Annotated in this window: 30 protein-coding genes; 3 read left to right on the plus strand and 27 right to left on the minus strand. The window is 64.4% G+C overall.

Annotated features, from left to right (window positions below; translation table 11 throughout):
- Positions 1-10: 10 nt before the first annotated feature.
- The 3 genes from QX010_RS20010 to QX010_RS20020 are packed head-to-tail and all read right to left on the minus strand — an operon-like array spanning position 11 to position 2,271.
- Positions 11-319, minus strand: a complete 309-nt coding sequence (locus tag QX010_RS20010; RefSeq protein WP_316158468.1) for a hypothetical protein — start codon at positions 317-319, stop codon at positions 11-13.
- Between the two features lie 12 nt (positions 320-331).
- Positions 332-718 (minus strand): hypothetical protein, encoded by a 387-nt coding sequence (locus QX010_RS20015; protein WP_315792457.1) that lies wholly within the window; start codon positions 716-718, stop codon positions 332-334.
- Positions 719-768: 50 nt separating this feature from the next.
- Positions 769-2,271: a phage tail sheath subtilisin-like domain-containing protein gene (locus tag QX010_RS20020; protein WP_316181386.1), complete on the minus strand. Its 1,503-nt coding sequence runs from the start codon at positions 2,269-2,271 to the stop codon at positions 769-771.
- Positions 2,272-2,528: 257 nt separating this feature from the next.
- Here QX010_RS20020 and QX010_RS33080 point away from each other — a divergent pair, with 257 nt between their 5' ends.
- Positions 2,529-3,272, plus strand: a complete 744-nt coding sequence (locus QX010_RS33080) for a WD40 repeat domain-containing protein (RefSeq protein WP_410051967.1) — start codon at positions 2,529-2,531, stop codon at positions 3,270-3,272.
- Between the two features lie 103 nt (positions 3,273-3,375).
- On the plus strand, positions 3,376-4,728 hold the full coding sequence (locus QX010_RS20025) for an IS1182 family transposase (RefSeq protein WP_316181388.1): 1,353 nt from the start codon (positions 3,376-3,378) through the stop codon (positions 4,726-4,728).
- A gap of 64 nt (positions 4,729-4,792) precedes the next feature.
- Here QX010_RS20025 and QX010_RS33085 read toward each other — a convergent pair whose 3' ends face one another.
- From QX010_RS33085 to QX010_RS20070, 10 genes are all read right to left on the minus strand, one after another.
- Positions 4,793-5,017 carry a DUF2635 domain-containing protein gene (locus QX010_RS33085; protein WP_410051965.1) on the minus strand — a complete coding sequence of 75 codons (225 nt, stop codon included), beginning with the start codon at positions 5,015-5,017 and terminating at the stop codon, positions 4,793-4,795.
- The gene (locus QX010_RS20030) at positions 5,017-5,781 is read right to left on the minus strand and encodes a hypothetical protein (protein WP_316181389.1); all 765 of its coding nucleotides are present in this window, start codon (positions 5,779-5,781) and stop codon (positions 5,017-5,019) included. The genes QX010_RS33085 and QX010_RS20030 overlap by 1 nt, the downstream gene beginning before the upstream one ends.
- Before the next feature lie 2 nt (positions 5,782-5,783).
- Positions 5,784-6,182 carry a hypothetical protein gene (locus QX010_RS20035; protein ID WP_316181391.1) on the minus strand — a complete coding sequence of 133 codons (399 nt, stop codon included), beginning with the start codon at positions 6,180-6,182 and terminating at the stop codon, positions 5,784-5,786.
- Positions 6,183-6,191: 9 nt separating this feature from the next.
- Entirely contained in the window at positions 6,192-6,530 is a 339-nt protein-coding gene (locus QX010_RS20040) for a DUF2190 family protein (RefSeq protein WP_316181393.1), read from the minus strand.
- 80 nt (positions 6,531-6,610) lie between these two features.
- Positions 6,611-8,590, minus strand: coding sequence for a prohead protease/major capsid protein fusion protein (locus QX010_RS20045; RefSeq protein ID WP_316181395.1), 1,980 nt, complete (start codon positions 8,588-8,590; stop codon positions 6,611-6,613).
- 16 nt (positions 8,591-8,606) lie between these two features.
- Positions 8,607-10,181, minus strand: a complete 1,575-nt coding sequence (locus QX010_RS20050) for a phage portal protein (protein ID WP_316181397.1) — start codon at positions 10,179-10,181, stop codon at positions 8,607-8,609.
- A gap of 10 nt (positions 10,182-10,191) precedes the next feature.
- Complete coding sequence (locus QX010_RS20055; RefSeq protein ID WP_315729094.1) at positions 10,192-10,401, minus strand: phage head-tail joining protein; 210 nt, start codon at positions 10,399-10,401, stop codon at positions 10,192-10,194.
- Between the two features lie 6 nt (positions 10,402-10,407).
- Positions 10,408-10,794 carry a hypothetical protein gene (locus QX010_RS20060; protein ID WP_315731054.1) on the minus strand — a complete coding sequence of 129 codons (387 nt, stop codon included), beginning with the start codon at positions 10,792-10,794 and terminating at the stop codon, positions 10,408-10,410.
- A gap of 4 nt (positions 10,795-10,798) precedes the next feature.
- On the minus strand, positions 10,799-11,167 hold the full coding sequence (locus QX010_RS20065; protein ID WP_316181399.1) for a hypothetical protein: 369 nt from the start codon (positions 11,165-11,167) through the stop codon (positions 10,799-10,801).
- Between the two features lie 6 nt (positions 11,168-11,173).
- On the minus strand, positions 11,174-11,875 hold the full coding sequence (locus tag QX010_RS20070; protein WP_316181400.1) for a hypothetical protein: 702 nt from the start codon (positions 11,873-11,875) through the stop codon (positions 11,174-11,176).
- A 187-nt stretch (positions 11,876-12,062) separates the two neighbouring features.
- Here QX010_RS20070 and QX010_RS20075 point away from each other — a divergent pair, with 187 nt between their 5' ends.
- Positions 12,063-13,928 carry a recombinase family protein gene (locus QX010_RS20075; protein ID WP_316181402.1) on the plus strand — a complete coding sequence of 622 codons (1,866 nt, stop codon included), beginning with the start codon at positions 12,063-12,065 and terminating at the stop codon, positions 13,926-13,928.
- A 99-nt stretch (positions 13,929-14,027) separates the two neighbouring features.
- On the opposite strand, the gene QX010_RS20080 is transcribed toward QX010_RS20075, so the two are convergent.
- The 14 genes from QX010_RS20080 to QX010_RS20145 all read right to left on the minus strand — a co-directional run bounded on the left by QX010_RS20080 (position 14,028) and on the right by QX010_RS20145 (position 23,669).
- Positions 14,028-16,109 carry a phage terminase large subunit family protein gene (locus QX010_RS20080; protein ID WP_316181404.1) on the minus strand — a complete coding sequence of 694 codons (2,082 nt, stop codon included), beginning with the start codon at positions 16,107-16,109 and terminating at the stop codon, positions 14,028-14,030.
- Between the two features lie 12 nt (positions 16,110-16,121).
- Positions 16,122-16,727, minus strand: coding sequence for a hypothetical protein (locus QX010_RS20085; RefSeq protein ID WP_316181405.1), 606 nt, complete (start codon positions 16,725-16,727; stop codon positions 16,122-16,124).
- 113 nt (positions 16,728-16,840) lie between these two features.
- On the minus strand, positions 16,841-17,404 hold the full coding sequence (locus QX010_RS20090) for a hypothetical protein (protein WP_316181406.1): 564 nt from the start codon (positions 17,402-17,404) through the stop codon (positions 16,841-16,843).
- 2 nt (positions 17,405-17,406) lie between these two features.
- Positions 17,407-17,661, minus strand: coding sequence for a hypothetical protein (locus QX010_RS20095; protein ID WP_316181407.1), 255 nt, complete (start codon positions 17,659-17,661; stop codon positions 17,407-17,409).
- Positions 17,662-17,846: 185 nt separating this feature from the next.
- Positions 17,847-18,440: a hypothetical protein gene (locus QX010_RS20100; RefSeq protein ID WP_316181409.1), complete on the minus strand. Its 594-nt coding sequence runs from the start codon at positions 18,438-18,440 to the stop codon at positions 17,847-17,849.
- Between the two features lie 3 nt (positions 18,441-18,443).
- Complete coding sequence (locus tag QX010_RS20105; protein WP_316181411.1) at positions 18,444-19,604, minus strand: helix-turn-helix domain-containing protein; 1,161 nt, start codon at positions 19,602-19,604, stop codon at positions 18,444-18,446.
- 34 nt (positions 19,605-19,638) lie between these two features.
- Positions 19,639-19,875, minus strand: coding sequence for a hypothetical protein (locus QX010_RS20110; protein ID WP_316181413.1), 237 nt, complete (start codon positions 19,873-19,875; stop codon positions 19,639-19,641).
- A 58-nt stretch (positions 19,876-19,933) separates the two neighbouring features.
- Positions 19,934-20,278 (minus strand): hypothetical protein, encoded by a 345-nt coding sequence (locus tag QX010_RS20115; RefSeq protein ID WP_316181415.1) that lies wholly within the window; start codon positions 20,276-20,278, stop codon positions 19,934-19,936.
- Positions 20,275-20,640, minus strand: coding sequence for a hypothetical protein (locus QX010_RS20120; RefSeq protein ID WP_316181416.1), 366 nt, complete (start codon positions 20,638-20,640; stop codon positions 20,275-20,277). Before QX010_RS20120 ends, QX010_RS20115 begins: the two co-directional genes overlap by 4 nt.
- 3 nt (positions 20,641-20,643) lie before the next feature.
- Positions 20,644-22,125: an MT-A70 family methyltransferase gene (locus tag QX010_RS20125; protein ID WP_316181418.1), complete on the minus strand. Its 1,482-nt coding sequence runs from the start codon at positions 22,123-22,125 to the stop codon at positions 20,644-20,646.
- The gene (locus tag QX010_RS20130; RefSeq protein WP_316181420.1) at positions 22,122-22,490 is read right to left on the minus strand and encodes an ABC transporter permease; all 369 of its coding nucleotides are present in this window, start codon (positions 22,488-22,490) and stop codon (positions 22,122-22,124) included. Before QX010_RS20130 ends, QX010_RS20125 begins: the two co-directional genes overlap by 4 nt.
- On the minus strand, positions 22,487-22,975 hold the full coding sequence (locus tag QX010_RS20135) for an HNH endonuclease (RefSeq protein WP_316181422.1): 489 nt from the start codon (positions 22,973-22,975) through the stop codon (positions 22,487-22,489). Before QX010_RS20135 ends, QX010_RS20130 begins: the two co-directional genes overlap by 4 nt.
- Positions 22,972-23,445 carry a DUF2312 domain-containing protein gene (locus QX010_RS20140; RefSeq protein WP_316181424.1) on the minus strand — a complete coding sequence of 158 codons (474 nt, stop codon included), beginning with the start codon at positions 23,443-23,445 and terminating at the stop codon, positions 22,972-22,974. Before QX010_RS20140 ends, QX010_RS20135 begins: the two co-directional genes overlap by 4 nt.
- Positions 23,442-23,669, minus strand: a complete 228-nt coding sequence (locus tag QX010_RS20145) for a hypothetical protein (RefSeq protein WP_316181426.1) — start codon at positions 23,667-23,669, stop codon at positions 23,442-23,444. Before QX010_RS20145 ends, QX010_RS20140 begins: the two co-directional genes overlap by 4 nt.
- Between the last annotated feature and the right edge of the window lie 3 nt (positions 23,670-23,672).

Below are 23,672 nucleotides of genomic sequence, written 5' to 3' on the forward strand. Positions count from 1 at the left end.
CAGATGACGCCTATGGAGTCGGCGTCGCGTCCTCGAAAAAACTCAGCACCCCGTTCTTCACCGCCATGGCGTCGAGGATCGACAGGTTGTTCATGGCGAGCAGCGGATCCGGCTCGACGATCATGCGCTCGGTATAGGCGCGGATCACCTCGTCATTGTCGACCAGCGCCATGCCGCCCTTGGCCTTGACCCAGGTGCGAGGGTCGCCGAGGACCCAATAATCGGCGCTGGCCGGCTCCTGCAGCACCACGGCGGCAATGCGCCCCTTCGGCCCCTCGATCGGCCGCTTGAGTGGAATGGTCTTTCGTTCACGTGCCATGCGCCCTCCCGCTTAGCTGTTGAGCTTCTGGTACTGCGGCCCCCGGATCTCGCAGCCCTCGACCTCGCCGGACGAGAGGTTGACATCGGGCTCGCCGACGATCCGGGCCGAGGTGAAGATGTGGGTACGGCTGTTGTCCTCCTCGACGATGGTGACGTCGAGCGTCTTCCGGATCACGTCGTTCCACACGATGCCGGAGCGGTCGCGGAACTTGATCTTGGCGCCGAACAGTTTCGGGCTTGCGGTGAAGCAAGGCGAGCCGTCGCCGTTCGCCTTCGCCTCCACCTTGATGTTGGTCGGCTCGATCGAGATGTCGGCGTCGCTCGGCGGGAACCGATCGGTGCCGGCGGTGACGGAGATGCGACCGCCGAAATTGCTGTCGCCGGGATCATTGGCCATCGTTGGGGAGCCTCAAAGCTGTTGCGGGATGGACGCCAAGGAGGACGCGGCTAGACCGCCGCCGCGCCGGACGCGGTCTGATATTGCAGGTATGCCGTGATGTTCGCCGCGAACACGCGCAGCTGATTGACGACATCGACCGGCAGATAGGCGTTGAGCCGGTTGGCATCGTTCGGGTCGCGCTCGACATTGACGAATTGCGCAAACAGATCCGGCTTTTCCAGCACGCCGAGCGCGACCAGGTCGTTGTAGGCATGGATCAGCGTGTTGCGCACCGATTTCGGGGTCGCGATCTCGGCCAGGTTGAAGGGGTTGTCGTCCGCGAGCGCCTGCCGCGCATGCTTGTCGGAGACCGCGGTCTTGAAGTAGCGGGCCACGAACATCAGCTGAAACATCGTCTCGACGTCGCGGAATGTGCCGTCGGCAACGCCTGCGGCCGTCTTCTGGTATGTGGTCACCAGGCGGTCGATGGCGACCAGGCCATCGGAGCGCACCTTGCAGCCGGCGATGCCATCGGCATAGAGCGCCTGGCGGTCCGGGATGTCCCACCACAGCGACCGGTCGCGCGGCGGCAACACGCCCTGGAGCACCAACGTTTGGAGCGGGCGCGAGACTTCCGGGGCATCGCCGAGATGCGCGCTCGCCATCGCCGCTGCAGCCGCCGCCCATTCCCATTCCGGCGTCGGCGATCGCTGCGACCCGATCACGGTCACATGCTGGTCGTTGCGGCTGTTGCCGAACGTGACCAACGCCGACAGGGTGCCGTATTGCGTCGAGAAATAATGCCCATACAGCTGCTGGATAGGCGACCAGCGGCCGGCGCTGTCGTTGAGGAAGTCTCGGACAGCATTGAGCGACACCGCGTCCGAGTACGGGCCAGCCAGGAAATCATACTCCTGATCGCCGAGGCTCGCGAGCGGCCCGGCGAGGTCGGGAACGCCGCTGCCTCCGGTCAGCGGCACCACGGCCGTATTGGCCGCCGAGAGCACGTTCGCTTCGTCGGTCGCGAACGTCACCTCCTGCCCGTTGAACACGGCACCCTTGTGCACCGCAGTCACGTCGACCTTGCCGGCCGTGGCGCCATCCACGGCGGCGGTGATGGGCAAGCCCACGGCATTGATCGCGGCCGCGGCATTGGCCGCGACGATCGCGGCCGTATCGGAGGCGTTGACCTGGAACGTCACCCGCCGCCCCATCACCCACAGGATGCCGGCACCGGTCACGCCAGGCGCCGTAAAGGTGAGCGAGCCGGACGCAGCCGCACCGGCCGGATCGGCCAGCGGCAACACCCAGATCGGCTGAAACGGCGCGTTCAACCGAGCAATGCGATACATCGCCACCAGCATCGAGCCGACCCCGAACACCGCGGCAGCCTCGCGCTCGTTCTGGATCGGGCCGTAGGCAGTGCCGACGGGCGCCGAGCCGGCCGCGAGCTTCTGCCCGAACAACAGCACGCGCGGACTGCCCTGATACGGCGTGCCGCCCGAATTGATCTCGGCATAGAAGAAGGGCACCAGCTCGTTGCCCGGAATGTTGTTGAACAACACCGACATGGTGACGTGACTCCGTGTTCGCGCGACGTGGATTACGCCGGCGGGGCTTAGATTTTCCGGTTTGATTGGCAGGGCGCCGGACTAGGGCGTGTGCTCAGAGGTCATTCCAATAGCAAAGGCCGGGCGGAGAAATGTCCCGTACCCGCTACACGAACGAATCGGCCTCTCCAACGAAGGTCCGAGTTGGGCCATGAGCGGAACTCTTGAGCCCGGCTTTCCTATCTGTCACGCTGCAAGCTTCAGACTGGGGGTGGAGTATGGCAGAGCCAATTGGCGTTTCAGGCGCGTCAACAGCGTTGACGGTCGACTCGGCCAAATCCTGGGAGCAAACAGAAGCAATCGCGAAAATTCTGTCGTTGATCGCAATTCCAATCGTTCTTGCGGTAGTCGGTTGGTTCGTTCAGAGTTCGCTTTCAGCGCAAACCGCAAGTCAGGAGTACGTCAAGCTTTCGGTGTCAATCTTGAAGGAGCCGAAAGACAAGGTCGAGCCTTCGCTGAGGAGCTGGGCAGCTGACTTACTCAATACTAGTGCGCCAACTAAGCTTAGTCCCCAAGCACTACAAGCCTTAAAAGAGGGCACGGCAATACTTCCCACCCAACTTACTGCACTTCTGAGCAAAGGGAGTGACGGGGCCTCTCTCGCCGTCAGTCCAGATGGAGCGAGAGTCGCAACAGGCCATAGCGATGGAAGCGCGAGACTTTGGGACGCTCGCTCGGGTCGGATGTTAAGATCTTTCCAGGAGCATGAAGCCCCCGTGACAAGTATTGCGTTCTCTCCCGACGGGAAATCAATCCTGACTGGCAGCCTTGATAAGGTCGCCAAGTTGTTAGACCTTTCGACAGGTAACGTGCAACTCGCACTCAGGGGACATACAGAAGCGATTATAGGCGTCGCCTTTGCGCCCAGTGGGACTACTATCTTCACTCGATCACTCGACAAAACCATTCGATCGTGGTCGCTCGATGGGCAGGCGCTCAGCTCATTTCATCTACCCGACTAGCCCCGCCTAAAGACCGCTTCGGGTCGATTTCGTTGAAAAAGTCAGCAGTTGCGACGCAGAGATATCGGTGATTCAGTCTGTCTAGTGGGCAGGACTGAAGGTCATGATGGGGCATCGGCAAGTCGAACAGGCTGCGTTGTTCTATGAGTTCTCGCTGGAAAGGCACATCCCAGCCGACCACCTCGTGCGGTCGATCGATAGGTTCGTCGACCTTGAGGACTTACGGCGGGAGCTGGCGCCGTTCTACAGCAACATCGGGCGGCCCTCGATCGATCCGGAGCTGATGATCAGGATGCTCTTGATCGGCTATTGCTTCGGCATCCGATCGGAACGGCGCCTCTGCGATGAAGTCCATCTCAATCTGGCATACCGCTGGTTTTGCCGGCTGGGTCTGGATGGAGGCGTCCCCGATCACTCGACGTTCTCGAAGAACAGGCACGGCCGCTTCCGTGAGAGCGATCTCTTCCGTCGCGTGTTCGAGACCGTCTTGCGCCGCTGCATCCGGGAGCGCCTGATCGGCGGCGAAGGGTTCGCAGTCGACGCGAGCCTGATCAAGGCGGATGCCAATCGGCAGAAGGGAATCGAAGGCGATAAGAGGCTTCCGCCGGAGGCTGCGGGTCGAGCGATCGACGAGTATCTTGCCGTTCTTGATGATGCCGCGTTCGGTGCCGCGACGGAGGTCACGCCCAAGTTTGTATCGCCCTCCGACCCGGCGGCGCGCTGGACGGGAGCGCACGGCGGCCAAGCCTTCTTCGCCTACTCGACGAACTATCTGGTCGACGTCGAGAATGCGATCATCGTCGATGTCGAAGCGACCACGGCGATCCGCCAGGCAGAAGTATTGGCCGCCAAGCGCATGATTGAGCGTTCAATCGAAAGGTTCGATCTTTATCCAAGCCGGCTTCTCGGCGACAGCGCCTATGGCTCCGCTGAGATGCTCGGGTGGCTGGTCTACGAGTACGGGATCGAGCCGCACGTGACCGTCTTCGACAAGTCGGCCCGCACCGACGGGACCTTCTCGCGTGAGGCCTTCACCTACGACCATACCAGGGACGTCTATCGCTGCCCCGCTGGCAACCCCCTCACCACTACAGGGACGCTGGTGAACAACGACACGACGGTCCTCTACCGTGCGAGCAAGCGCGATTGTCAAGCATGCTCTCTAAGAAGCAGGTGTTGCCCCAACACCCCGGCTCGAAAAGTGCCGCGCTCGATCTACGAGGGCGCTCGCGACATGGCACGCGAGATCGCAAGCTCATGGGAAGGCCGCACTTCACGCCGGCTCCGCAAGAAGATTGAGATGCTGTTCGCGCATCTCAAGCGCATCCTCAAGCTAGATCGGCTGCGACTAAGAGGGCCGAACGGCGCACGCGACGAGTTCACCCTCGCTGCAGCCGCTCAGAACCTTCGTAAGATGGCCAAGCTGATCCCGATGCCCGCGCTGACGCCCGCGTGAACCACAACGCGCCAATTCGTCCTCGAAACAGACGGCGTTCACGACGAAACTACTGCCGACTTTTTCAACGGAATCGGTCAATTCCGGACACCGTCGACGTAACTGCAGCAGGCTCCATCTCGGCCTGCTGCAGTTCGATGACGTCACCGTCACGAAGCCGGCGCGTCCAATATTGCGACCGCGCCTTCCACTCGCCGCTCGCGGCCAGCGGGGCGCCGGTTTGGGGATCGCGCACGCGTACGACGCCGCCAGCGTCACACGGCGCCGGCCTCAGAAACATGTTCTCCATTATCCACCTTGCAGATTGCCAGCGCTGGCCTGCACCGGTTCGGTGCCGGTGACGCCGGGTTGCGGGGCCGCCTTCATGGCGACCGTGTCGAGGTCGACGCGTGTCGGCATGACCGACGCGGCGCGCGCCATGCCGAGCGCGAGATCGTGCAGATAGGTGGACGCGCCGAGTTGCGTCGCGATCGCCCTGAGCGCGGCCGGCAGCCGGTCGAACTCCGCTGGCGCCGAGACCGGCGCCGGGTCGTAACAGGCCTCTTTCACGCGGATACGTCCTCGGATCGTCCGGGCCGCGAGGCGAATGTTTTCCTCGCCCGAGCGATGCTTGATGCTCGATTGCCACTCCTCGAATGGCAGTTTGACCATTTGCCGGAACAGCACGCCGGTCGGCCCGAAATGCAGCGCGTGATAGATCTGATCTTCGAGCACGCCGAGCGAGGCCTCGACCGCCGCGTCGGTGTCGGCATAGTCGACGATGACCTCGCCGTCCTGATGGAAGTTGGCGACGACAGAGATTTCGAAGACGAGATCGACCTCGCCCTTGTAGAAAGCGGGGCCAGCCTGCGCGATCTTGGCGAGTGACGAGTTTTCCGTGAACACGGCGATCAACGGGCGCTTCTCGTCGTCGGTGAGGTCATCGAACGGATCGATGCGTGAGTCCGAGACATAGGCGCCGGCGATGGTCGGCCAGGGGCCGTTGCTTGCGAGCCGCGCCGATGGCCGCAGCGCTTCCAGCGCCGTCAGCCGCAGAAATTCGCGCGCCAGCATGGTTAGATCCCATTGAGCGTGAGCCGGACAAAGCCCGGCGTCGAAGGCAGGACCTCGTGAACGCGGAAGCGCCGCTCGGTCGCCTCTTGCGTCACGAGATCGCCGATGCGCGGGCGCCAGGCCAGGCGCGACAGATCGAGCGAGAGATAAGGCCGATCGGTCGAATGCCCGACGCGCTCCGGCTTGACGCCTGCTTGTGCGAAGGCTCCGGCACCGGCGCGGGCGGCGGACTCGCCGAACGGGCACAGCACGTGCTCGACCACGGCGCGCGCCGGATCAGGGATAAGCGGCGCGTTGCGATCGGTGTCGTATTTCATCGGGGCGAAGGTGAAGTGCTCGCCCTGGATACGATCATGCGTCACCGCCGCAGCGGCGACCGCACGCGCGAACGGTGAAGCCATGCCTTCCTCCTACCCCACCCTACGATCGATGATCACGGTCCCCGTCACATCGCCGGCCTGGGCGGCGTCACCGGCCAGGCCGACGCGCGTGTTGTTGTTGGCCGTCTTGGTGAAATTGAGCGCGGTCGCGTCCCAATACAGCGCATCGCCGAACGCCCAGGCGGCGCCAACCGCCTTCGGCTGATCGGCAAACACGCCCTCGCGGACGATGGCGACGGTGTCGCCGGGGTTGGAGTCGTTCATGGCGACGCCGAACAGCGCGCCGATCAGGACCGGGAGGCCGCGATTGGTGCCGCCGGCCGGCGAGACGATGTCGATCGTGTCGCCCTCGTGACGATAGGTCTGCATGGGAGGTTCTCACTTGCTGTGCTGGACAAGACGAATGGCCGGCGCCCGAGACGCTGGCCGCATGTGGTCGAAACGCCGGGTTAGTTGCCGGGGTTCTTGACCATGCCGCGCCAGTCGATCGCCTTGGCGGCGAAGTCGAGCCGGCCCTTGATCTCGATGCCATCCACTTCGAAGCCGAGCCGGCTCTCGGTGTAGAGGCCCTCCTCGCCTTCGAGATAGGCGTATTCGATGGTGTCGATCAGCGCTGGGTCGGCGAAGACGTACCAGGCATTGCCGGACAGTCGCGCCTCGGTGATCTGCAGCAGCGAGCCGGCAAACGGGTTCACCTGCGCGTTCTGCGTCGGATACAGGGTCGTGGCCAGGAACTGCTGGCACTCGGTTTCCTTGTCCGGCGACACCACGATGAAGGCCGGCGTCAGGTTCAACGGCTCGGCATCGGCCGCCTTGAGCGCCAGGCCCTTTTGCTTGCGCATCAGCGACCGCGCCTCGTTGAGCGAGGGAATCGCGATCGCAGCGCCCGTGCCGAGGTTGCCGTGCTTGGCATCGAACAGCGCGGTATTGTCGCCCATCTGCGGGTTGCTGAGGATGATCGCCCAGAACAGCGAGGACTCGGTTTCGGCCGCAGCGCGGCCGAGCAGCATCGGCAGGCGATCGAAGGCGCCGAGATCGTCGTTGATCAGCGACTGCCGGGTGATCGCAACGATGCGGCCATAGGTGGCGAGCGCGTACTGTTCCTTGCCGTCGCCGAGCGCCGCGTGCTGGTACTCGCCGCCTTCCTTGACGGGCTTGAACTGCGGCAGGTTGGACAGCTGCACGATCGCGCGGGCCTTGAAGTCGGGCGCGTTGTTCTGGCGCGACAGCTTCTTCCAGTGCTGCGGCGCGACCTGATAGGCCATGCGCAGCCGCTTGGACACGACATTGGCCAGGATCGCCGGAAAGTCCGATGTCGCCATCATGCCGCCGGCACGGGTCAGGCCGGAGTCGAGCCCGAGCAGGCGTGTGGCCAGCTCCATCTTGCCGAGGCCGCGCAAACGCTGGCCGGTGGTCTGCTCGAAATAGACCCGGCCCATCTCCATCAGCGACATGCCGCGCCACTCCCGCGCGGCGTCGTCGAGCTGGATCGCTTGCGGGTTGGCGCGATGCAGGATCGCGTTCTCCAGCGCCGCGCGCATGGTGTCGCGCTCGTCGGTGATCACCTGGACGCGGGCCGAGATCGGAGTCTCCGCGGCGCGGGCCGCGATCGCGTTGAGCACGGCCGAGCGGACCGTGTCGACCGCGGTGCCGCCGTTGATGTGGGTCGCGGCAAAATCGGCCGGCATGCCGTGACGCAAGGCGAGCGTGGTGATCTCGGCGACGCGGGCGCGCTCGGCCTCGACAGCGCTGCGCACGGCGCCATCGGTCGCCGCCGGCTCAGTGGGCGCGGTCACCGCAACCGGCGCGGCGCGGGTTTCGGTCGCAGCCGGGCTCGCGCCAGGTACGATGGTCTCAGGCTCCATTGTGGACTCCCTCTGGTCGGGCGCAGCCCGCTTGATGATGATGGGAAAGGTTTCGTCGGTGCTGCGCACCTGGGCGCCGGCATCCGCCGGGATGGTGACGAAGGACACCTCGAACGGCGTCCATCGGGTGGCGATGCGCTTTTCGACATCGCCCTTTTTCTGCGGCTCCTCGACGCGCAGCTCGTCGATCGCGTAGCCGACGGAGACGTTGCGGATGATGCCCTCGGACACCATCGCGAACATGCGGTCGGCGCCGTCGTCGACGCCCTTGCTCGGAAAGCGGATCAGCGCCCGCCCCTCGCTGCCGTCGATCCAGGCCTTCTCGATCACGCCCACCTGGCTTGCCGTGCGGTAGGCCGAATGGCTGTCGAGCGCCGGCGCCCCGGCGTTGAGCCTGGTCAGGTTGACGGCCGAGCGGGAGACTTCGAGGATCTCGTCAAACGGCACGGACGTATCCCAGCCGGTCCAGCGTCGGCGCCGCACGGCAGCACCCGTGGTGAACGTGACCTCGACGGTTCGCTTGTCGTGATCGACAGAGCCGACCGGCAAATCGCGCGTCTGCATCGGCAGCGCCGCCGGATCATTTACCGGGCTTAGCCCCACCTGACTTGGTTTCGACATTGCTGTTGACCTCGGTTTCGGATTCAGGTCGCGCCCCGCCCTTGGTCGAGGCGAGCGCCTGGCGCGGATCGGTGTCGAGCACGATCTTTCGCTTATCGATCTCCTTGAACCACGCCTCGATCTCGTCGAGCTGCGTGTCGGGATCGACGCCCCAGGCGAGCACGAATTGCGCCCAGGTCATGCGTCCGGAGCGCACCGCAAGGATGTCGGCCTGCATTTCCTTCATGGGATCGATCGGCTCGTTGGCCGGCATGATCCATTCGACGGGATAGCCGCCCTCGCGGCGCGGCAGGATGCCCGTGTCCTGCGCCAGGCCGACCCAGGCCTCCCAGAGCGGATCGAGCAGCATCGCAACCAACGTCAGATACTGAAATTGCTCGATGACGCGCCGAAACTCGATCTTGCCGGCCTTGAGCGAGGAGAAGTTCGCCCGCGTCAGATCGCCGGTGAGCTGGTCATAGGTGAGGCCCGCACCGGCAGCGAGCGCCTGAAACGTCGTGCGCAGCACGCTGTCGAACTGCATCGACGACGACGGCGAGACTGCCTGCACCTCTTCGCCCTGTTCGAGATAGGCGACCATGCCCGGCGCGAAATTCTCGATGCGGCGCTGATTGCCGTTGGCGCTGGTCTGTTGTGTCGCCTGCGCCAGCGTGCGCGCCGAGCTCGTGGTCTTGACGAAGGCGGCGAGGCACGCCTCGATCCGCGACTTGACGACGATCGCCTCTTGCAGATCGGCGACGTCGCGGCCCGTGAGCATGACAGGCGCGAGCCATGGCACACCGCGCCCCTGCCCGATCCGCTCCTTGCGGTAGGCGTGCAGCATCTCTGACGCCGGCACGCGGACCGAGGCCGACGGCATTACCAGGCCACGCGCGCCGGGATGGACGGGGAAAATCCAAAAGGCGCGGCGCTTGCCATGGACGTCGTATTCGATGCCCTGATCAACGACGACACCTTCGATGTCGACAGCGTTGGCCTGCGGCCGTTCGGCCATCAGGATGCGGTCGCGCGATGCGTCGAGATGATCCGGCTCGAGCAATTGGATTTCGAGCGGCACCACGCCGCGCGGAACGCTCTCCCGCGGCACAGGCACCAGCCGCGCCAGCACCTCGCCGGACTCGACGATGCAGCCCGCCGCCAGCGCCAGCAGGCCGTCAAAGTTGAGCTGCCCCTCGCGGTCGCATTGTTTCGACCATTTGCGCCAGGCCGCCTTGACCCTGCGGTCGAGCGCCTTGTTGCCGGTGTTCGGCTTCGGCATGATGCCGGTGCCGACCGCATGCGCTGTAGTCACCGACTTGATGCGGGTGCCCCACCAGGTATTGCGGACCAGATCGCGCGAGCGCGCGCGCAAGCGGTGCAGTGCGGCCTTGGTCTCGACATTGGCCGAGGCATTGGTCGCGCGCCAATTTTCGGTCCGCCGGCCGCCCATGGCGCCGTCATAGTGGCGCACCTGGTCGAGGCTGACCCGGGCGGCGGCGCGGCGCAGGCCGGCCGTCGGCGCGAAGAACGCCACGACGCGATCGAGCACATTCATGTTGGAAGCCTCAATCGCGGCAGTGCCGGACGTAGGACACACGCGGGGGCGCCGCCGAGGGCGACACCTCTTTGACCATATCGTCGAGCGTGGCGATCATCTCGGCCCGCGAGCGATATTCGACCTCGCGGCTATCAGGCCCCGAGCCGAACTTGACCCGCCGCGCCCCGGTCGCGATCGCGGCCTTGAGCGCATCGATGTCGTCCTGCGTATAGGCCATCGCGCATCACCGCCGACTGATGATCTTCGCCACGTTCTCAAAGCCACGCTTGGCGAAATAGAAGCTGACGATGAGGTTGGACGTCGTCGCCGCGAAGCCGGCGAGCGGGTCGGTACTGCCGAGCCCGAGCACCTTGTCGTAGATCAGGAGCTTGCCGAGATACGCCGCCACGAAATAGCCCATCAGCTTGTCGGGCTCGTACCAGCGGCCCAGCTCCGCGATCCGATATTGCGTGATCGCGCTGGTCTCGGCCGTTTGCGCTGCGATCTCGGCCGCCGCGAGATCAGCGGCCGTCTTGGTGTCGGTCACCCCGGCGGCGACCTTGGCCTTGTAGGCCTCGATCAGCCCCTTGATGACGGGGCCACCGAGGAAACTGAGGATCGCCATCCACATCGGATCAGGCCCTCAACAGCGAGCGCACACGGGCCGCGATGGTGATCACCGAGATGCCGGCCAGGATGTAGCCGAGGATCTGCGGATTGCTCTGCAGGGCCTGCGAGACCTTGTCCTTGAGATCGGCGTCACCGACGGCCGGCGCGATCCTGTCGAGCAGCGCCAGGCTCGAGCCGATGCCGCCGAGCACATAGCCCCAGAGAACCGTGATCGACTTGCCGCAGATGGCCCAGACCTTGGCCCAAAAGCCATCGGCCTCGGCGTAGAAGGTCTGGAACGCCGGGATGCGATGCAGGATCGGACGCAGCAACAGCGCGTAGGCCGCGACCAGGCCGGGAACGACTGCGAGCAGGAAAAGAACGTTGCCGAACATGTAAGGCTAGCTCCGCTTGAAGGTGAGGATGACGGTCCGGACCAGGCTCGCGACCAGATCCCCGATCGAGCCTTTGGCGGGATGGGAGATCGACGGCCGCGGTGCCGGCATCGCTTGCGAGGGCGGCGGCACGGACGGGACAGACGCATTGGATGGGAAGATCGAGGCGTCCAGCGCCTTCATGGCCAGCAGAAGGCCCGCGCATCCGAGCTGGCGGTCGACCACGGCAGGATCATAGACGCCATCGCGGACATATTTGCCCGACCGGTACTGATCCGTACCAGCCCAGATATACGGCGAAGGCACACCGCGCCTGAAGTAGCCGAGCCCGTTGTACTGTTCGAGCAGCGTCAAGGTGCCGCCGATCGACCAGTCTTTCCAACGCGCCGCATACGGCGCGCAGTTAGCCAGTGAATCGACCGCGGCATCCTCCCAGCTCTTGAACGGGCCACGCCCGGCCGGAACGTGGATCGACACGCGGTCCCACAGATCGCCCTGGGCCAGCGACGCAGACCAGGACTGGCTACTCTCGCGCTCATGGATGACGGCGATGACGTACCAAGGGACGCCGGTCTGCGCCGAGACGACCTGATAGCGTGCCTCACTGGCGGCTAGGCGACGAACGACGGCAGAGAAATCGCGCGTCAACTTCACTTGCTGCCAACGCGCAAGATTGTGCGCCGTCAAGGCGGCGAGATCGATGGTCATGGGAGGCACCAAAAGAAAGAGCCGCCCTGGAGGGCGGCTATGATGAGGAAGAGACGAAAATCAGATGCGGAGTGACGCCCAAAAGCCCAGTCTAGACGGCCAACAAGACAGGCACTATGTTCAATTACAGATTGATTCGGTACTTGATTGCACCCGTGGGGCCCTGCATGCCCAGCGTTCTTGCGCCATGAGCCCGGTCGACAATAGCTATCTCGTGCGAGCAGCGCAGTACCTGCGCATGTCGTCGGAGAACCAACGCTACTCAACTCAAAACCAGCAAGATGCTATTGCACAATATGCCGAGCACCACGGTTACGAAGTAATCGCATCGTACGTTGACGCCGGCAAGAGCGGTCTCTCGCTTAAAGGCAGAGACGCTCTCAAGCAGTTGCTCAGCGACGCGCTTTCTACAAGCCGACCATTTGACGCGGTTCTAGTATTCGATGTGAGCCGGTGGGGGCGTTTTCAAAATCCCGATCAGGCCGCTCATTATGAATATCTATGCAGGCAGGCCGGTGTGCGTGTCGTCTATGTAACCGAACCCTTTGGAGAAGATGTCGCGCCCATAACGACCATCGTCAAGCACTTGAAGCGGGTGATGGCCAGCGAATACAGCCGCGAGCTCTCCGCAAGAGTCGTACGCGCCAAGCGCCAGCAGGCCGGGCTCGGATTCCGCCAGGGTGGATCGATCATCTACGGCTTTCGCAGGTTGCTAGTCGACCGTTCGCGCAATCCGAGGCAGATCCTGAATGCGGGCGAGGCAAAAGCTCTGGATTCTGACAAAGTGATTGTGGTGCCGGGTCCCGCAGAGGAATTGGTAGTCATCCGCCGCATATTCAGGCTCTATGTGCAGCATCACCTGACCTTCAGGGAGATAGCGGGGGACCTTTCGAAGTCAGGCGTCAAGGGCTACGGAGCGAAGCCGCTTTCAATCGGCACCATCCGCAACATCGTTTCCAATGGGCTCTGCATCGGGCAGATGACCTACTGCAAGACGACTGTTACGCTGCAGAGCCCGCCTCTGAAAACTCCTGAGGAATCGTGGATTCGGTTTCCGGCCTTTGCGCCCATTGTGCCTCTGGCACAATTCCAAAAAGCCCAAGAACTGCGTTCACGCTGTAAGAAGGGTTATTGGAGTGACGAGAAGATCATCAAGTCTTTGGAGAGTTTACTAGCGGAGAAAGGGCGCCTCTCCCAGGCGGTGATCAGTGGCCAAAAAGGCGGTCCATCTGCCGATACTGTTGTCAATCACTTCGGATCACTCGCCAAGGCTTATATGCTCGCCGGCTACGTCCCGCCGGAAAGACCTGCCTTCGGCATGAACGGAAGGCACTGGAGCGAGAAGGCGCTTCTCGAAGGCCTGCAGAAGATTTATGCTCGGTGCGGTGTTATTTCCATTCGCCTGATCGATGAACATCCCCAACTTCCGACGGCCGCCTATGTCCGCAAGTATTTCGGCTCATTGGCTGAGGCGACTAGGCGGGCGGGTCTGCCGGTACCCGATCATAGCGAACAACTCCGCCGAGCATGGCGAGTTCGCAAGGCGGCCGGTACCGACAATTATTTCGCGGGGGTGTGCTGGACGGATGCTGAGCTTCTCCAAGCGTTACGGCAACTGCATGAACAGCACGGCTATACTACCGCCAATCTAATCGATCAGAACGGCGCAACGCCAAGTGCCTACTATTATGCAAAGCGGTTCGGCTCGTTATCTAAGGCAAGAGCGTTGGCGCGGCTGCCTCTTCTGACAAAGTCGCAAATGGTGAGTGCAGGCCTCAAGAGGAAAAAGGAAGGAAAGCTGATCACGCGGGGTCAGCGTCATGCTGGACAGAGACCTAACCTCGGATACCGCTCAGATGAGATCCTGCGCGGATTAAAGGGCCTTGCGGAGAAATGGGGGGTGATCTCGTCCCGGCTCATCAACGAAGATCCCAATCTGCCTCATGCGGCGACCGTTGCCCATCACTTCGGAAAACTCTCCACCGCCTACCGGTTAGCAGGAATTGTCCGGCTAGAGGGAAAGCCCCTGCGGTTTGGGATGCCGCGCACCTGACTCGAACGTCTGAAATTATCCCGACTCGGATTGTGGCGAGGTTGGTTATTCGAGCGCCGTCGGTGGAACAGCCGACCTCCAATTCTCTATGGTCTACTCCTATCGACGCAACCACCGGCTGGTGTCGCGGCCGATCCAGCCTGAGCCTCGTGGCGCGTCCTGCGATTGATCCGCCAGTGGACCGGAGCTGGCATCTGCGGGCGGCACCGTTGGCTCGACCGGCGGCGGCCCAGACGCCGGCACCTCACTCGCGAGGGATGCAGCCTCATGCGGCGCTGCTCTTGCGGATGCGGGACTGGCGCCAATCTGAACGGCAATCGGACGTGGCGCGAAGAGATCACCTTGGGTGATCGCAGGCGCGCGTTCGCGTGCCAGAGCCCTCCATTCCTCCTCCGTCATCGACGACAAGCCGAGGTGGTCGGCAATCGCCATGTTGTAGACCCGGCAGTCGAGGAAATGGTTGTCCTGCGTCCCGCGCGGGCGCCATCCCCGGGTCATCCGGCCGCGCGAGCGGATTTCCGCGAGATATTCCGCCGTCACCTGCTTGAAATAGACCTCATCGAGAAACTTGCCGAAATGGCAGTAGCCGGGCGGATCGACCTCGCGCCCGGCCGATTTGCCCTCGCGTCGCAGATCTTCGTACCAGTGCCCTTTCAGCGACCAGGTGCCGACCGGCCAGAGCTTCACAAAGCCAAGCTTGCGGCCGTTGAGATCGATGTCCTTGACGCTCGGCGTGCCGATCGCCGGCAGGTGCCAGCCGTCGCGGCCGTCGACCGCATAGGCGTTGTGGCGCGTGGTGCACCAGAGATAGACGACATGCGAGCGGAAGCCGGAGTCGACGGCGAAGCCGTCAACCCGCCGCTTGCCACCGAAGGCATCGGGCCACTCGCGGTCATAGAGCTCCGCCAGCTTTAGGAAGGCGCCGGCATTGGCGTTGGTGGTGTCGCCTTCCAGCACATCGACGTAGACCACCCAGGACTCGCGGTTCGGCGCCCAGGCGACGACCTCGACATAGATGCCGTTCATCTGCACGTCGGCCGCGGCCGTCAGCATCAGGCCGCGCGGCGGGATGCGCCCGCGCGGATAGTCCTCGCGCCGCTCCATCAGGCGCACGTGATCGGGCGCATCGCCCTTGATCTCGAAGGCCTCGCCGAGCGTGAGGTTGTAGAAGGCCTTGAGCTTCGCCGGATCGCCCTGCGCGTTGAGCCAGCGCTCGGCGATCTTGTCCCAGGGCACGAAGGGGGAGGACATCGCGTCGATATGGTACGACGGAAACCGCCCCGGCCCCGGCGCGGTCGCGACCCACGCACCTGATCGCACCAGCTCGTTCTTCTCGTGTGCCTCGACGATCACCCCGCAGCACGGCGCAACATAGTGCGCCTGATAGGGATAGGCCTCGTTGAAGCGGAATTGCGGCCCGAACCGAAACGGAAACTGGCCGCCACAATGCCGGCAGGTTATGTGCCAATAGCGCTGATCGCCGGCATTGAACTGCTCGTCGATGTAGCAGGCGCCCTTGACCGTCGGCGTCGAGATGTTGACCTCTTTCCAGTCGCCGGTCGCGAGGAACGACTCGTAGCGCGCCTCGATCATGGTGTGCGGCGAGCCCTGGCCGTCGAGATCGGCGGGATATTCGCTCGCCTCGTCCTTGATGATCTTGCGCTTGGTCTTGGAGCGCAGATCAGCGGTCGAGTTGGCGATCGCCAGCGCCATCGAGCCGCCCGGATAGCGCTTCAGGTAGGTGGTCGAGCCCTCGCCCGACCGCGACACCTGCGGTTTGACCTTGGCCTTCAGCGCCGTCGACTGCTCGATCGCCGGATTGAGCTTGTCGGCGATGAAATCGGCCAGCGCGCCGTCCGTCGGCTGCACCAGCAGGATGCCGCCGCTCGGATCGGTGTCGATCGACGAGCCGACGATCGCGATCGCCATCACCGTGAAGCCGGTCTGCGCGCTCTTGCGAATCACCTCTTTGTTGACGGCTGAGTCCGGGCCGCTGTTGTTCAGCGGCTCGACCACGTAAGGCGTCAGCGCCGGGTCCCATTTCTCGTTGGCGCGCGGCCCGTCCGGCACGATTAGGTTCTGCGCGGCCCACTCCGCCGGCAGGACCTTGCGCGGCGGCGCGACGAGGGATCTGATCTCGGCGATGAACAGTGCGACGCCGGAGTTTTTGAAGTGCAGCATCGTCCGGCCTGGTTATGCCGGCTCGCCCGCCTCTCCCGGCTCGATCATTGATGGCTGCGCGGTCGCCTCGATCGCGCCCATCGCCTCGGCGATCGCCGCGCGCATGTCCCGCGCGACGTCCTTGAGCGCGGCACGCGCGCCCTGCGGTCCGTCCTTGACGACGGCAGCCGCCAGCACCTCGGCCGATGTCGGCAGCCGATCAACGATCCGGATAATGGCCTCGGCGGCCTGCATGCCGGCATCCCTCACCTCTGCGACCGGCACCAGCCGGCCGAGACGTTCCTCAAGGTCGAGGAATTTCAGATCGGCCGCATATTGCGCCGCGCGCGCCTGGTGATCGCGCAGCACCGGGGAAGCCGGTATCTCCCAAGCGTCGATTTCCGCGCGCGTCTCGGCGGCGCCTTCCTTGATCGCGTCGCCAACCTCGCCGACCGCCCGATCGAACTGCGCGAGGTTCACGAGCTTGGTGCCGTTCGGCCCCGGCCGCGCGTCGAGCCGGCCCTCGCCGACCAACGCATCGACCCGCTTGGCGATCGCCTGCCGCGACTTGCCCTTCTGCCGCGCGATCTCCGAGACGGACAGCCACAGCCCGGCATCAAGAGCGAGGAGCCCATCCATGCGTGTCAACCTGTCAACCGTGTCAACCCAGATTCCGACTTTTGCGGCTGGCGAAATTCCGGGGCGCGCTTGGGCCGTGCGCGGCCGGGGGGTGGGGAAGGACCCGCGCCCCCCTACGCATGACCGCCGAGGATCGCCGCGATCTCATGCTGCAGCCTGGCCGGCAGGATGGTCGCGACCGACTGCAGGAAGGTTTGCTTGGTCACGCCCGAGATCATCTCAGTCGGGATGAACAGGCCCGATCGCTGTCTCGCGATCGGAACACGGCCTGCGCCCGTGCGCTTGAAGACCTGGCCGCCGAGGTCGAGGGCGACCCGATGCGGAAAGCGTCCGCCCTTGATGAATGCGCCTGCAAACACCCGGCGATGATTCCACGGCGCGGCGGAGACGCCCTTGCGCGTCTCGCGCGCGCCGAAATACTTCAGCGACACATCGCCGCCGCGCGACTTGAGCGCGTAGGTCGAGCCGCTTGGCTTCTTCTTGACGGCTCGCACGATCACCGGGCGCTTCAATCCGGTCTGCGCCGTCAACGATCGCACGACGCGGGTTGCCGTCATGTCGCCGGTCCGGCGCACGGCACGGCCGATCGCCGCCGGCGCCTGCTGCTTGGCCAGCTTGAACAGTTCGGCCAGGTGCTCAACCTGCGAAGCGTCGATTTCGAGCGTCGAGAACGCCATCGCTATGACCTCTTGAGGCTTGCCCGCAGGCTTGCCAGCCGCTCGGCCGCCGCCGTGCGTAGCGCGCCCGAGCGGACGTCCTCGACCAACGTGCGCGACACAAAGGCGGCCGACTGAGCAGCGCCCTTGGCATCTCCACGCACGACAGCGGACACGCCGCGCACGATCGCTTGCTTGCGTTCATTGCAGCGGCAACCCATGGCATCCCCGGAATAGTAATCGCCACACCAGCGCCGGCTTAGCTCGCGGGTGATCACAAACGCTGTTGCTCGGTGCGAGAGCGCGCGGTGTGGCGATGTTCGAATTTGGTGGCGGCAGACTTGCGCAAAGCAAAAGCCCGATCTCATTGCGAGACCGGGCTTACAAAGCTCCGCTTCAGGCCGAGATATCGGCCTTGCGCATCGGATGTTCCGACTTGATCCCGTTGTCGCGGCAGAGTCCGCTATACCGGTTCAACCTGGTTCGCCGTCACGTGGACGCGAACCGTGCGCTGCATGATTTCAGTCAGTATGGTGAGTCGACCTTTGTCGTCAACATCCGCCACCCTGCCCCCGAAGCCGCCGAGCACGTCATCGAGCAGGAATTTCACATCCTGCCCAATCGTGGGCAACCACGACGGGGCCTCGCTCTTGCGCCTCCGCGCGAAAAACTTCTCACGCTCCCGCGTCTCGATCGCCTGGATCACCTGCATGCCGAGCGGCCGAACGACGGCAGCACGCTCTCCGAAGATCAAGAACGGGCTCGACTGCATGCCCGGCGCAGTTCGGATCAGCGGCAGCATGCGCCCGACGACATCCTCGGCGACGAACAGCATGCGCGGAAACAGCGGGAGCGCAACATCCGGCCGATCGAGCCGTTGCCCATAGGCTTTTGCCGAGACGCGCGCCGCACGAAAGATCGTCGGCAGATAGAACGGCACACGGCGGATGCGGAGATTGGCCTGCGCCGTCAACTCGCGCTTCGGCTCCGCGAGCAACACGAAATAGCACTGGTCTGGTCTCGGTTCGACACTGTCCGATTGCGCGCGCATCGCCATCCCCTATCTGAAATCCGCCAAGCCCTGATCGTCGACATCAGGCGACGCAGGAGGCCCGGTCGCGATGCGGCAAAGCTCGCCATTGACCTTCGGCGGCCACGGCCATGGCGCGCGAGAGCCCGCCCGGAAATGCCGGCGCACGACGCGCTCGGCGAAGAACGCCTTGACGAAGCCCTCCCAGGCGCCAGCCTGCTGGTGGTTCAGATCAATCCATTCCGCCGGCTTCGGCGCGCTGGCGAGCGCCAGCAACTGCGCCGTCACGCCGTGTGGAAAGCTGACCGACCCATCGCCGGCCCTGCGGTAGATCTTGCGAAACGCCTCGCTGCGTCCGACCAGGTCGTGCAGCGCCTGGATCGCCTTGGCCTCGGCGCTGTCACCGGGGTGAACCTTCGCAATCGGGGTGGCCTCAGCCTGCGTCAGCAGCTCCCATCGGCGCTCTTCGAGGTAGCGCCATCCCGCCGGAATCGTCTTGCGCCCGAGCCGCTGCAGATGGTCGAGGAACGGCCCGACGCCATCCAGCGCGGCTTTCTGGTGCGGCTCGCTCAGCGCAGCCGCGGCATAGGCGATGCGATGGCGATCGTCAGCGAACGCGGACGGCCAGCGCTGCTCGAATGCGGCGATGAACTTCGCGTTCCGGTCGCGTGCGCGCGCGTCTCTCTCCCGTTCAATAAGGGGACGTTCTAAGGGGTCGTTCTTGGTGCCCACGTATGTGTGGGCACCCGTGCCCACGCATGGCTGGGCACCCGGGTGCCCGCCTGGCTGGGCACCCCCCTGCCCACCCGTGGGCACCCCTGCCGCGTCGGATGCGCTGTCGGCCTCGCTGTCGTCATCGTCGACATCGGGTTCATCGTTCGGTTGGGATTGGTGATCGTCGCGATCGAGCACCACGCGATACATGTAGCTGTTCGACGGCTGGCCCGCTTCGTTGCTCCACGGAGGCCGCTTCTTCTCGACCCAGCCCGCGTCGACGAGCCGTTCGAGCGAACGCTGCACCGAGGCGCGCCCGCAGCCGAGCTGCGCCGCCATCTTGACCTGGCTGCGCCGGCACCATCCGGCTTTGTCGATGTGGCAACCGAGCAGAGCAAGCACCTGCAGGTCGCGCGGCTCCAGCGATCGATCGAAGATCGCGCCGGCCGGCATGATGGAAAGGCGAGGATGGCTCACTGCAGCTTGTCCTGCGTCCTGGAGAGAAGAAAACTCATGAGTGCCGGCCACTCATCTGTTCGAGTGCCGAAAACCCCGGCGGCGGATCGCCGAGCAGCGCGGAGACCGCGTCTTGCCTGGCGCGCGCGGCCGCGAGCTGGACGGACTCCGCCGACGGCACGAAAGGCTTCATCCGATCAGCAGGACGAGTGTTCGCCGAGAAGCCGGCGCCGTAATCACGCCAGCGCATCTTGACCGCTGTTTCAGTCCGGCCGATCGCAGCAGCGATCATGCGAAAGACTTGCGCTCGCGCGCTGCTGCACACGGCGCCATTGCTGCCCGGGCGGATCTCAGCATTCCAGATGCTCGCGGCTCGCGCGGCCTCGACTTCCGTCCAGGGCCGCGATGTGTGAGTAGCGTTCGGCTTGCGTTTGGTCATCATCATCGCCCTTGCAGGGCGGTTGGCGAGACGCATCACCCCCTGCTCCCACCTGATCATTCCGTGCATCGCAGGACGGCGTTCTGCCGTCCTGATCGATGCGCTCCTCGTCGCGCCAGTATTCCGTCCAGTAGACCGAGCGGCCGGCTTCCCATTCCTGCCGCGCGACCTTCACGATGTCGCAGCGGGCACATTGCTGCTCGGTCTTGTGGATGAAGCGGACCTTGTCGCCCCAGCGATGGCGCGGCGAATTCATGAGGCGATCCCGCGGCGATATTCGATGGGCAGGCCGATGAACTCAGCCATGCGAATGCCGGCGGCCATCCCTTCCGAGATGCCGCGATCGACATAGACGACCACGGCGTCGGCGAGATGCAGCCAGGCATGCCCGGCGTTGATGCCGTGCGCGCGTTCGCGAGCGTCGTTGTCGTCGAGTACGGCAGGTTGCGTGTAGAGCAGATGCGAGGCGAGCGGCGCCTCTCCGCGCAGCAGCGCATCCCGCACACAGGTCCGCGCATAGGCGACATTGTCCGCGACGTCGCCGGCATAGGGCGACTCGAGAATGACGCGGCGCATCTGGCGCGGCGTGAGCGTTTGATGGCGTGGAATTTCGGTCATGTCTCAAAGCCCGGCACGTTGCGCGGTGCGCCGCAGGAACGGCGGAATGTCCAGCGGGTGCGGCGCCGGAGGCATCCGGTCCTCATCGCGCGCTCGCGACGAGGCTTCGGACCGCGCCGGGACTTCTGCTGACACGTGCACCGGCACGTCTCCCGACGGCATCGGCTGCACCGTCATTGCCGGCGCCTGGTTGCCCCAAAGTGCCCAGCCCGGCCGCGCGCGACGGGCGTTGAACTCGACCTTCGGCACGTTCGGCCAGTGGAATTCGATGATCTCGTGCAGATTGTCGGGCTTCTCGCTGTGCGCTCCGACAGGCGCCGAGAAGGTGCTGCGGAAATGCGCCACAGCGGGCGGCACCACCTTGCCGCGCACGCCGACCAGGACGAGCTCATGTTCGCCGGTGAACCAGTAGCCGGGACCGCGCGCATTGCCGGCGCGTTGCTTGTTCCAGGCGAGATTGGTGACGTAGCGGAAGCCCTGCAGCTCCATCACCTTGATCGCGATCGCCAGATGCGGCCCCGTGGTCCATTTGAACAGGATGCAGTCATCGGCCAAACAAGCGAAGCGCTCGGCGCAGCGCGCGACGATCTCCTCCGGCGTGTGCGCATCCTCGGCGGTCTCGTAGTGCATCGAGGGATGGCGCTCGATCCCGGTCTCGCGCGACCAGGCCTCATGGTCCCATTCGAAGTCCTCGATCGCGACGCCGTATCTGTCCGGCAGCGCCTGGATCTTGCGGCCGAGATTCGTCTCGCGTTCGGCGCGCCGCTCCTTCTTGGCGTCGATCTTTTCCTTGCGGATCTCGCGGATGACCGGCGCCAGCGCTTTCTTGGTCTCCGGCGTCAACCTGCCCTCGGCATCCCGCGGCAGTGATGCGATGATCTCGGCTTGACGCTCGACCGGCTGCGCTGCAATTTCGGCCGCAGCGGCGACGGACACCCTGCCCTGTTCGACAGCCTGCGAGATCTCCGGCGCCGCATGCGCAATGACCGCACGGGCGCGGTCGATGCCGGCGACGTCCGATTGCGTCATCCTGGCCGCCTGCTCGCGGCTAATGTTCGCAATTTGCGAAGTTTCCGCCCCAGGCCGCCCCTGCCTCAGCGTGACCAGTCGGGCGCCGATCATGCGGCGCTGGTCGTCGGTCAGATGTCGGCGCCGAAAATTCTTGGACAGGACGTAGTCGAGCGGATTGCCGTCATTCTCGGGACGAAACTGCCTGAAAAGGACGCTGGTCTCCGGGTCGAGCTGCGTCAGCGGCAGCGGCTTGCCGTGCAAGTCGATCGCCCCCCAGCCGTCGCCGAGCGGCTCGCCGGTGGACATGATCCAGACCAGCGCGCGATAGCGGTTGCGGCCGTCGAGGATCGCGCCGTCGAGAATATCGATCCGATCGGCCAGCCCCGCGCTGCGGATGTCCTCCGCGAAGTCATAGAATTCCTGCCCCTCGATCAGCGGGAACAGGTCGGCATAGGGGTGAACGGACAACGTCACGGCTGCGCCTCCACCTGATCGATATGCAGCGTGATCGCGTCCGCCGTGACGGCCGTGAGCTTCTCGCCATGCGCCAGGCAAAAGGCGGCAAGCGTCGCGGCGACATGCGCCGGCACGAACACCGCGACACCCTGATGACCGAAGCCGGAGAGCGGGCCGCCCGGCGTCATCGCGCTCAACTCGCCACGCTCAATCAACGCATGGATCAGGCGGTTGGCATTGTTCGGATTGCAGCCGAGCTTGGCCGCAAGCAAGCGCCGGGACGGCATCACGCCATGCAAGGCCACGTGCTCGGTGATCGCTCGCAACGCTTCGGCCATCCGCGATGTCAAGTCGATGCCTGAGGGAATGACGATGTCGGTCAAAACGGCACCTCCTCCAATTGCCGCACCGGGCCGAGCGCCGCGACCAGATCGCGAACGATGCCGTCGAGCGGCGGGATCTCATCGCGCCGGAAACGATTGCTGCAATTCTGCTTGTGGGTGGCCCAGCGCAGATTGGCGCGGCGATTGTCGAGTGTCTGGCCGTTGATGTGGTCGACGTAGTGCGTCGCCATGAAGCGGTCTGAGCGCGGCTCGGACTCGATCATGATCTCGCGATGCATCCTCAACGTTGCGCGCGATGGCCCGACGTTGCGCTTGGCATATTTCTGCCAGGGCGTGCGCGAGCCCCAGGACACGTTCCAAATCGTTTCCGAAAGCCAGCGATGATCTTCGGCATCGACCAGGCACCAGATGTTGTCGCGCGCCGACAGCATGATCCGCCGCCACGGCGTCCAGCTCAGGTCGATCCGATCCGTCGTCTCGATCTCGATCCGCTGGCGCGCCTCGGCGATATCAGCGCGGATCATGAGGCTTTCCGCTTGTTCATGAAGTCCTGGAACAGCGGTGGCACATAGTCCTCAGCGAAGGATTGGCCGTCGGCCGTGCGCCACAGCCGCATCGATTGCCCGCCGACGCTGGCGATGATCTCGCCATTGACCGGGATCAGGAGTTGCAGCGCTTCGATCACCTGCTCGCGGCCGACACCATCCTGCGTCAGCCGCCGCACCTGCACGTGCAGCGGATGCTCGGCCGTCATGCCGAGCGCATGCATGTAGATGTCGTCGACCGACTCGGCCTCGGCCAGCTCGCTTGGATCCTTCTGCCGCCGCTTGATAATGCGGCGCATCGACTTGGTATCGTAGCCCTTGGCCTTTGCTTCGGCGAACAGCACCTTCTGCTCGTCCCTGAGATCGACGATTTCCTGCACCAGGCGCTCGATGCGCTCGATGTAGGATTTGAGCTCTTCTCGGGTTTCGGTGGTGGCGAGGTTGCTCATGCCGGCGCCTTCACCAGCAATGGGTCGGCGCGTTCGGCCGCCAGTTTGAACAAGCCGGCAATCCTCAGCGCGCGCTTCGGCGTCGTGGCGATGTCCGCCAACGTCCGGCCGTCGGCGCCGCGAATGCGGACCCGCACCGAAAGGTCGTCGCAGACCGACAGCTCCAACACATGTTGCAACGAACAGATCTGCTCGCGGTCGATTTCGGCTTCTGCGGCCCGCATGCC

The organism is Bradyrhizobium sp. SZCCHNRI1009 (genome assembly GCF_032487575.1).
In the GTDB taxonomy this organism is placed as follows: Bacteria; Pseudomonadota; Alphaproteobacteria; order Rhizobiales; family Xanthobacteraceae; genus Bradyrhizobium.

Coding starts and splice junctions, on each gene's coding strand:
- QX010_RS20010 (WP_316158468.1), bottom strand. CDS start 319: ATGGCACGTGAACGAAAGACCATTCCACTCAAGCGGCCGATCGAGGGG.
- QX010_RS20015 (WP_315792457.1), bottom strand. CDS start 718: ATGGCCAATGATCCCGGCGACAGCAATTTCGGCGGTCGCATCTCCGTC.
- QX010_RS20020 (WP_316181386.1), bottom strand. CDS start 2,271: ATGTCGGTGTTGTTCAACAACATTCCGGGCAACGAGCTGGTGCCCTTC.
- QX010_RS33080 (WP_410051967.1), top strand. CDS start 2,529: ATGGCAGAGCCAATTGGCGTTTCAGGCGCGTCAACAGCGTTGACGGTC.
- QX010_RS20025 (WP_316181388.1), top strand. CDS start 3,376: ATGATGGGGCATCGGCAAGTCGAACAGGCTGCGTTGTTCTATGAGTTC.
- QX010_RS33085 (WP_410051965.1), bottom strand. CDS start 5,017: ATGGAGAACATGTTTCTGAGGCCGGCGCCGTGTGACGCTGGCGGCGTC.
- QX010_RS20030 (WP_316181389.1), bottom strand. CDS start 5,781: ATGCTGGCGCGCGAATTTCTGCGGCTGACGGCGCTGGAAGCGCTGCGG.
- QX010_RS20035 (WP_316181391.1), bottom strand. CDS start 6,182: ATGGCTTCACCGTTCGCGCGTGCGGTCGCCGCTGCGGCGGTGACGCAT.
- QX010_RS20040 (WP_316181393.1), bottom strand. CDS start 6,530: ATGCAGACCTATCGTCACGAGGGCGACACGATCGACATCGTCTCGCCG.
- QX010_RS20045 (WP_316181395.1), bottom strand. CDS start 8,590: ATGCAGACGCGCGATTTGCCGGTCGGCTCTGTCGATCACGACAAGCGA.
- QX010_RS20050 (WP_316181397.1), bottom strand. CDS start 10,181: ATGAATGTGCTCGATCGCGTCGTGGCGTTCTTCGCGCCGACGGCCGGC.
- QX010_RS20055 (WP_315729094.1), bottom strand. CDS start 10,401: ATGGCCTATACGCAGGACGACATCGATGCGCTCAAGGCCGCGATCGCG.
- QX010_RS20060 (WP_315731054.1), bottom strand. CDS start 10,794: ATGTGGATGGCGATCCTCAGTTTCCTCGGTGGCCCCGTCATCAAGGGG.
- QX010_RS20065 (WP_316181399.1), bottom strand. CDS start 11,167: ATGTTCGGCAACGTTCTTTTCCTGCTCGCAGTCGTTCCCGGCCTGGTC.
- QX010_RS20070 (WP_316181400.1), bottom strand. CDS start 11,875: ATGACCATCGATCTCGCCGCCTTGACGGCGCACAATCTTGCGCGTTGG.
- QX010_RS20075 (WP_316181402.1), top strand. CDS start 12,063: ATGAGCCCGGTCGACAATAGCTATCTCGTGCGAGCAGCGCAGTACCTG.
- QX010_RS20080 (WP_316181404.1), bottom strand. CDS start 16,109: ATGCTGCACTTCAAAAACTCCGGCGTCGCACTGTTCATCGCCGAGATC.
- QX010_RS20085 (WP_316181405.1), bottom strand. CDS start 16,727: ATGGATGGGCTCCTCGCTCTTGATGCCGGGCTGTGGCTGTCCGTCTCG.
- QX010_RS20090 (WP_316181406.1), bottom strand. CDS start 17,404: ATGGCGTTCTCGACGCTCGAAATCGACGCTTCGCAGGTTGAGCACCTG.
- QX010_RS20100 (WP_316181409.1), bottom strand. CDS start 18,440: ATGGCGATGCGCGCGCAATCGGACAGTGTCGAACCGAGACCAGACCAG.
- QX010_RS20110 (WP_316181413.1), bottom strand. CDS start 19,875: ATGATCGCTGCTGCGATCGGCCGGACTGAAACAGCGGTCAAGATGCGC.
- QX010_RS20115 (WP_316181415.1), bottom strand. CDS start 20,278: ATGAATTCGCCGCGCCATCGCTGGGGCGACAAGGTCCGCTTCATCCAC.
- QX010_RS20120 (WP_316181416.1), bottom strand. CDS start 20,640: ATGACCGAAATTCCACGCCATCAAACGCTCACGCCGCGCCAGATGCGC.
- QX010_RS20135 (WP_316181422.1), bottom strand. CDS start 22,975: ATGATCCGCGCTGATATCGCCGAGGCGCGCCAGCGGATCGAGATCGAG.
- QX010_RS20140 (WP_316181424.1), bottom strand. CDS start 23,445: ATGAGCAACCTCGCCACCACCGAAACCCGAGAAGAGCTCAAATCCTAC.
- QX010_RS20145 (WP_316181426.1), bottom strand. CDS start 23,669: ATGCGGGCCGCAGAAGCCGAAATCGACCGCGAGCAGATCTGTTCGTTG.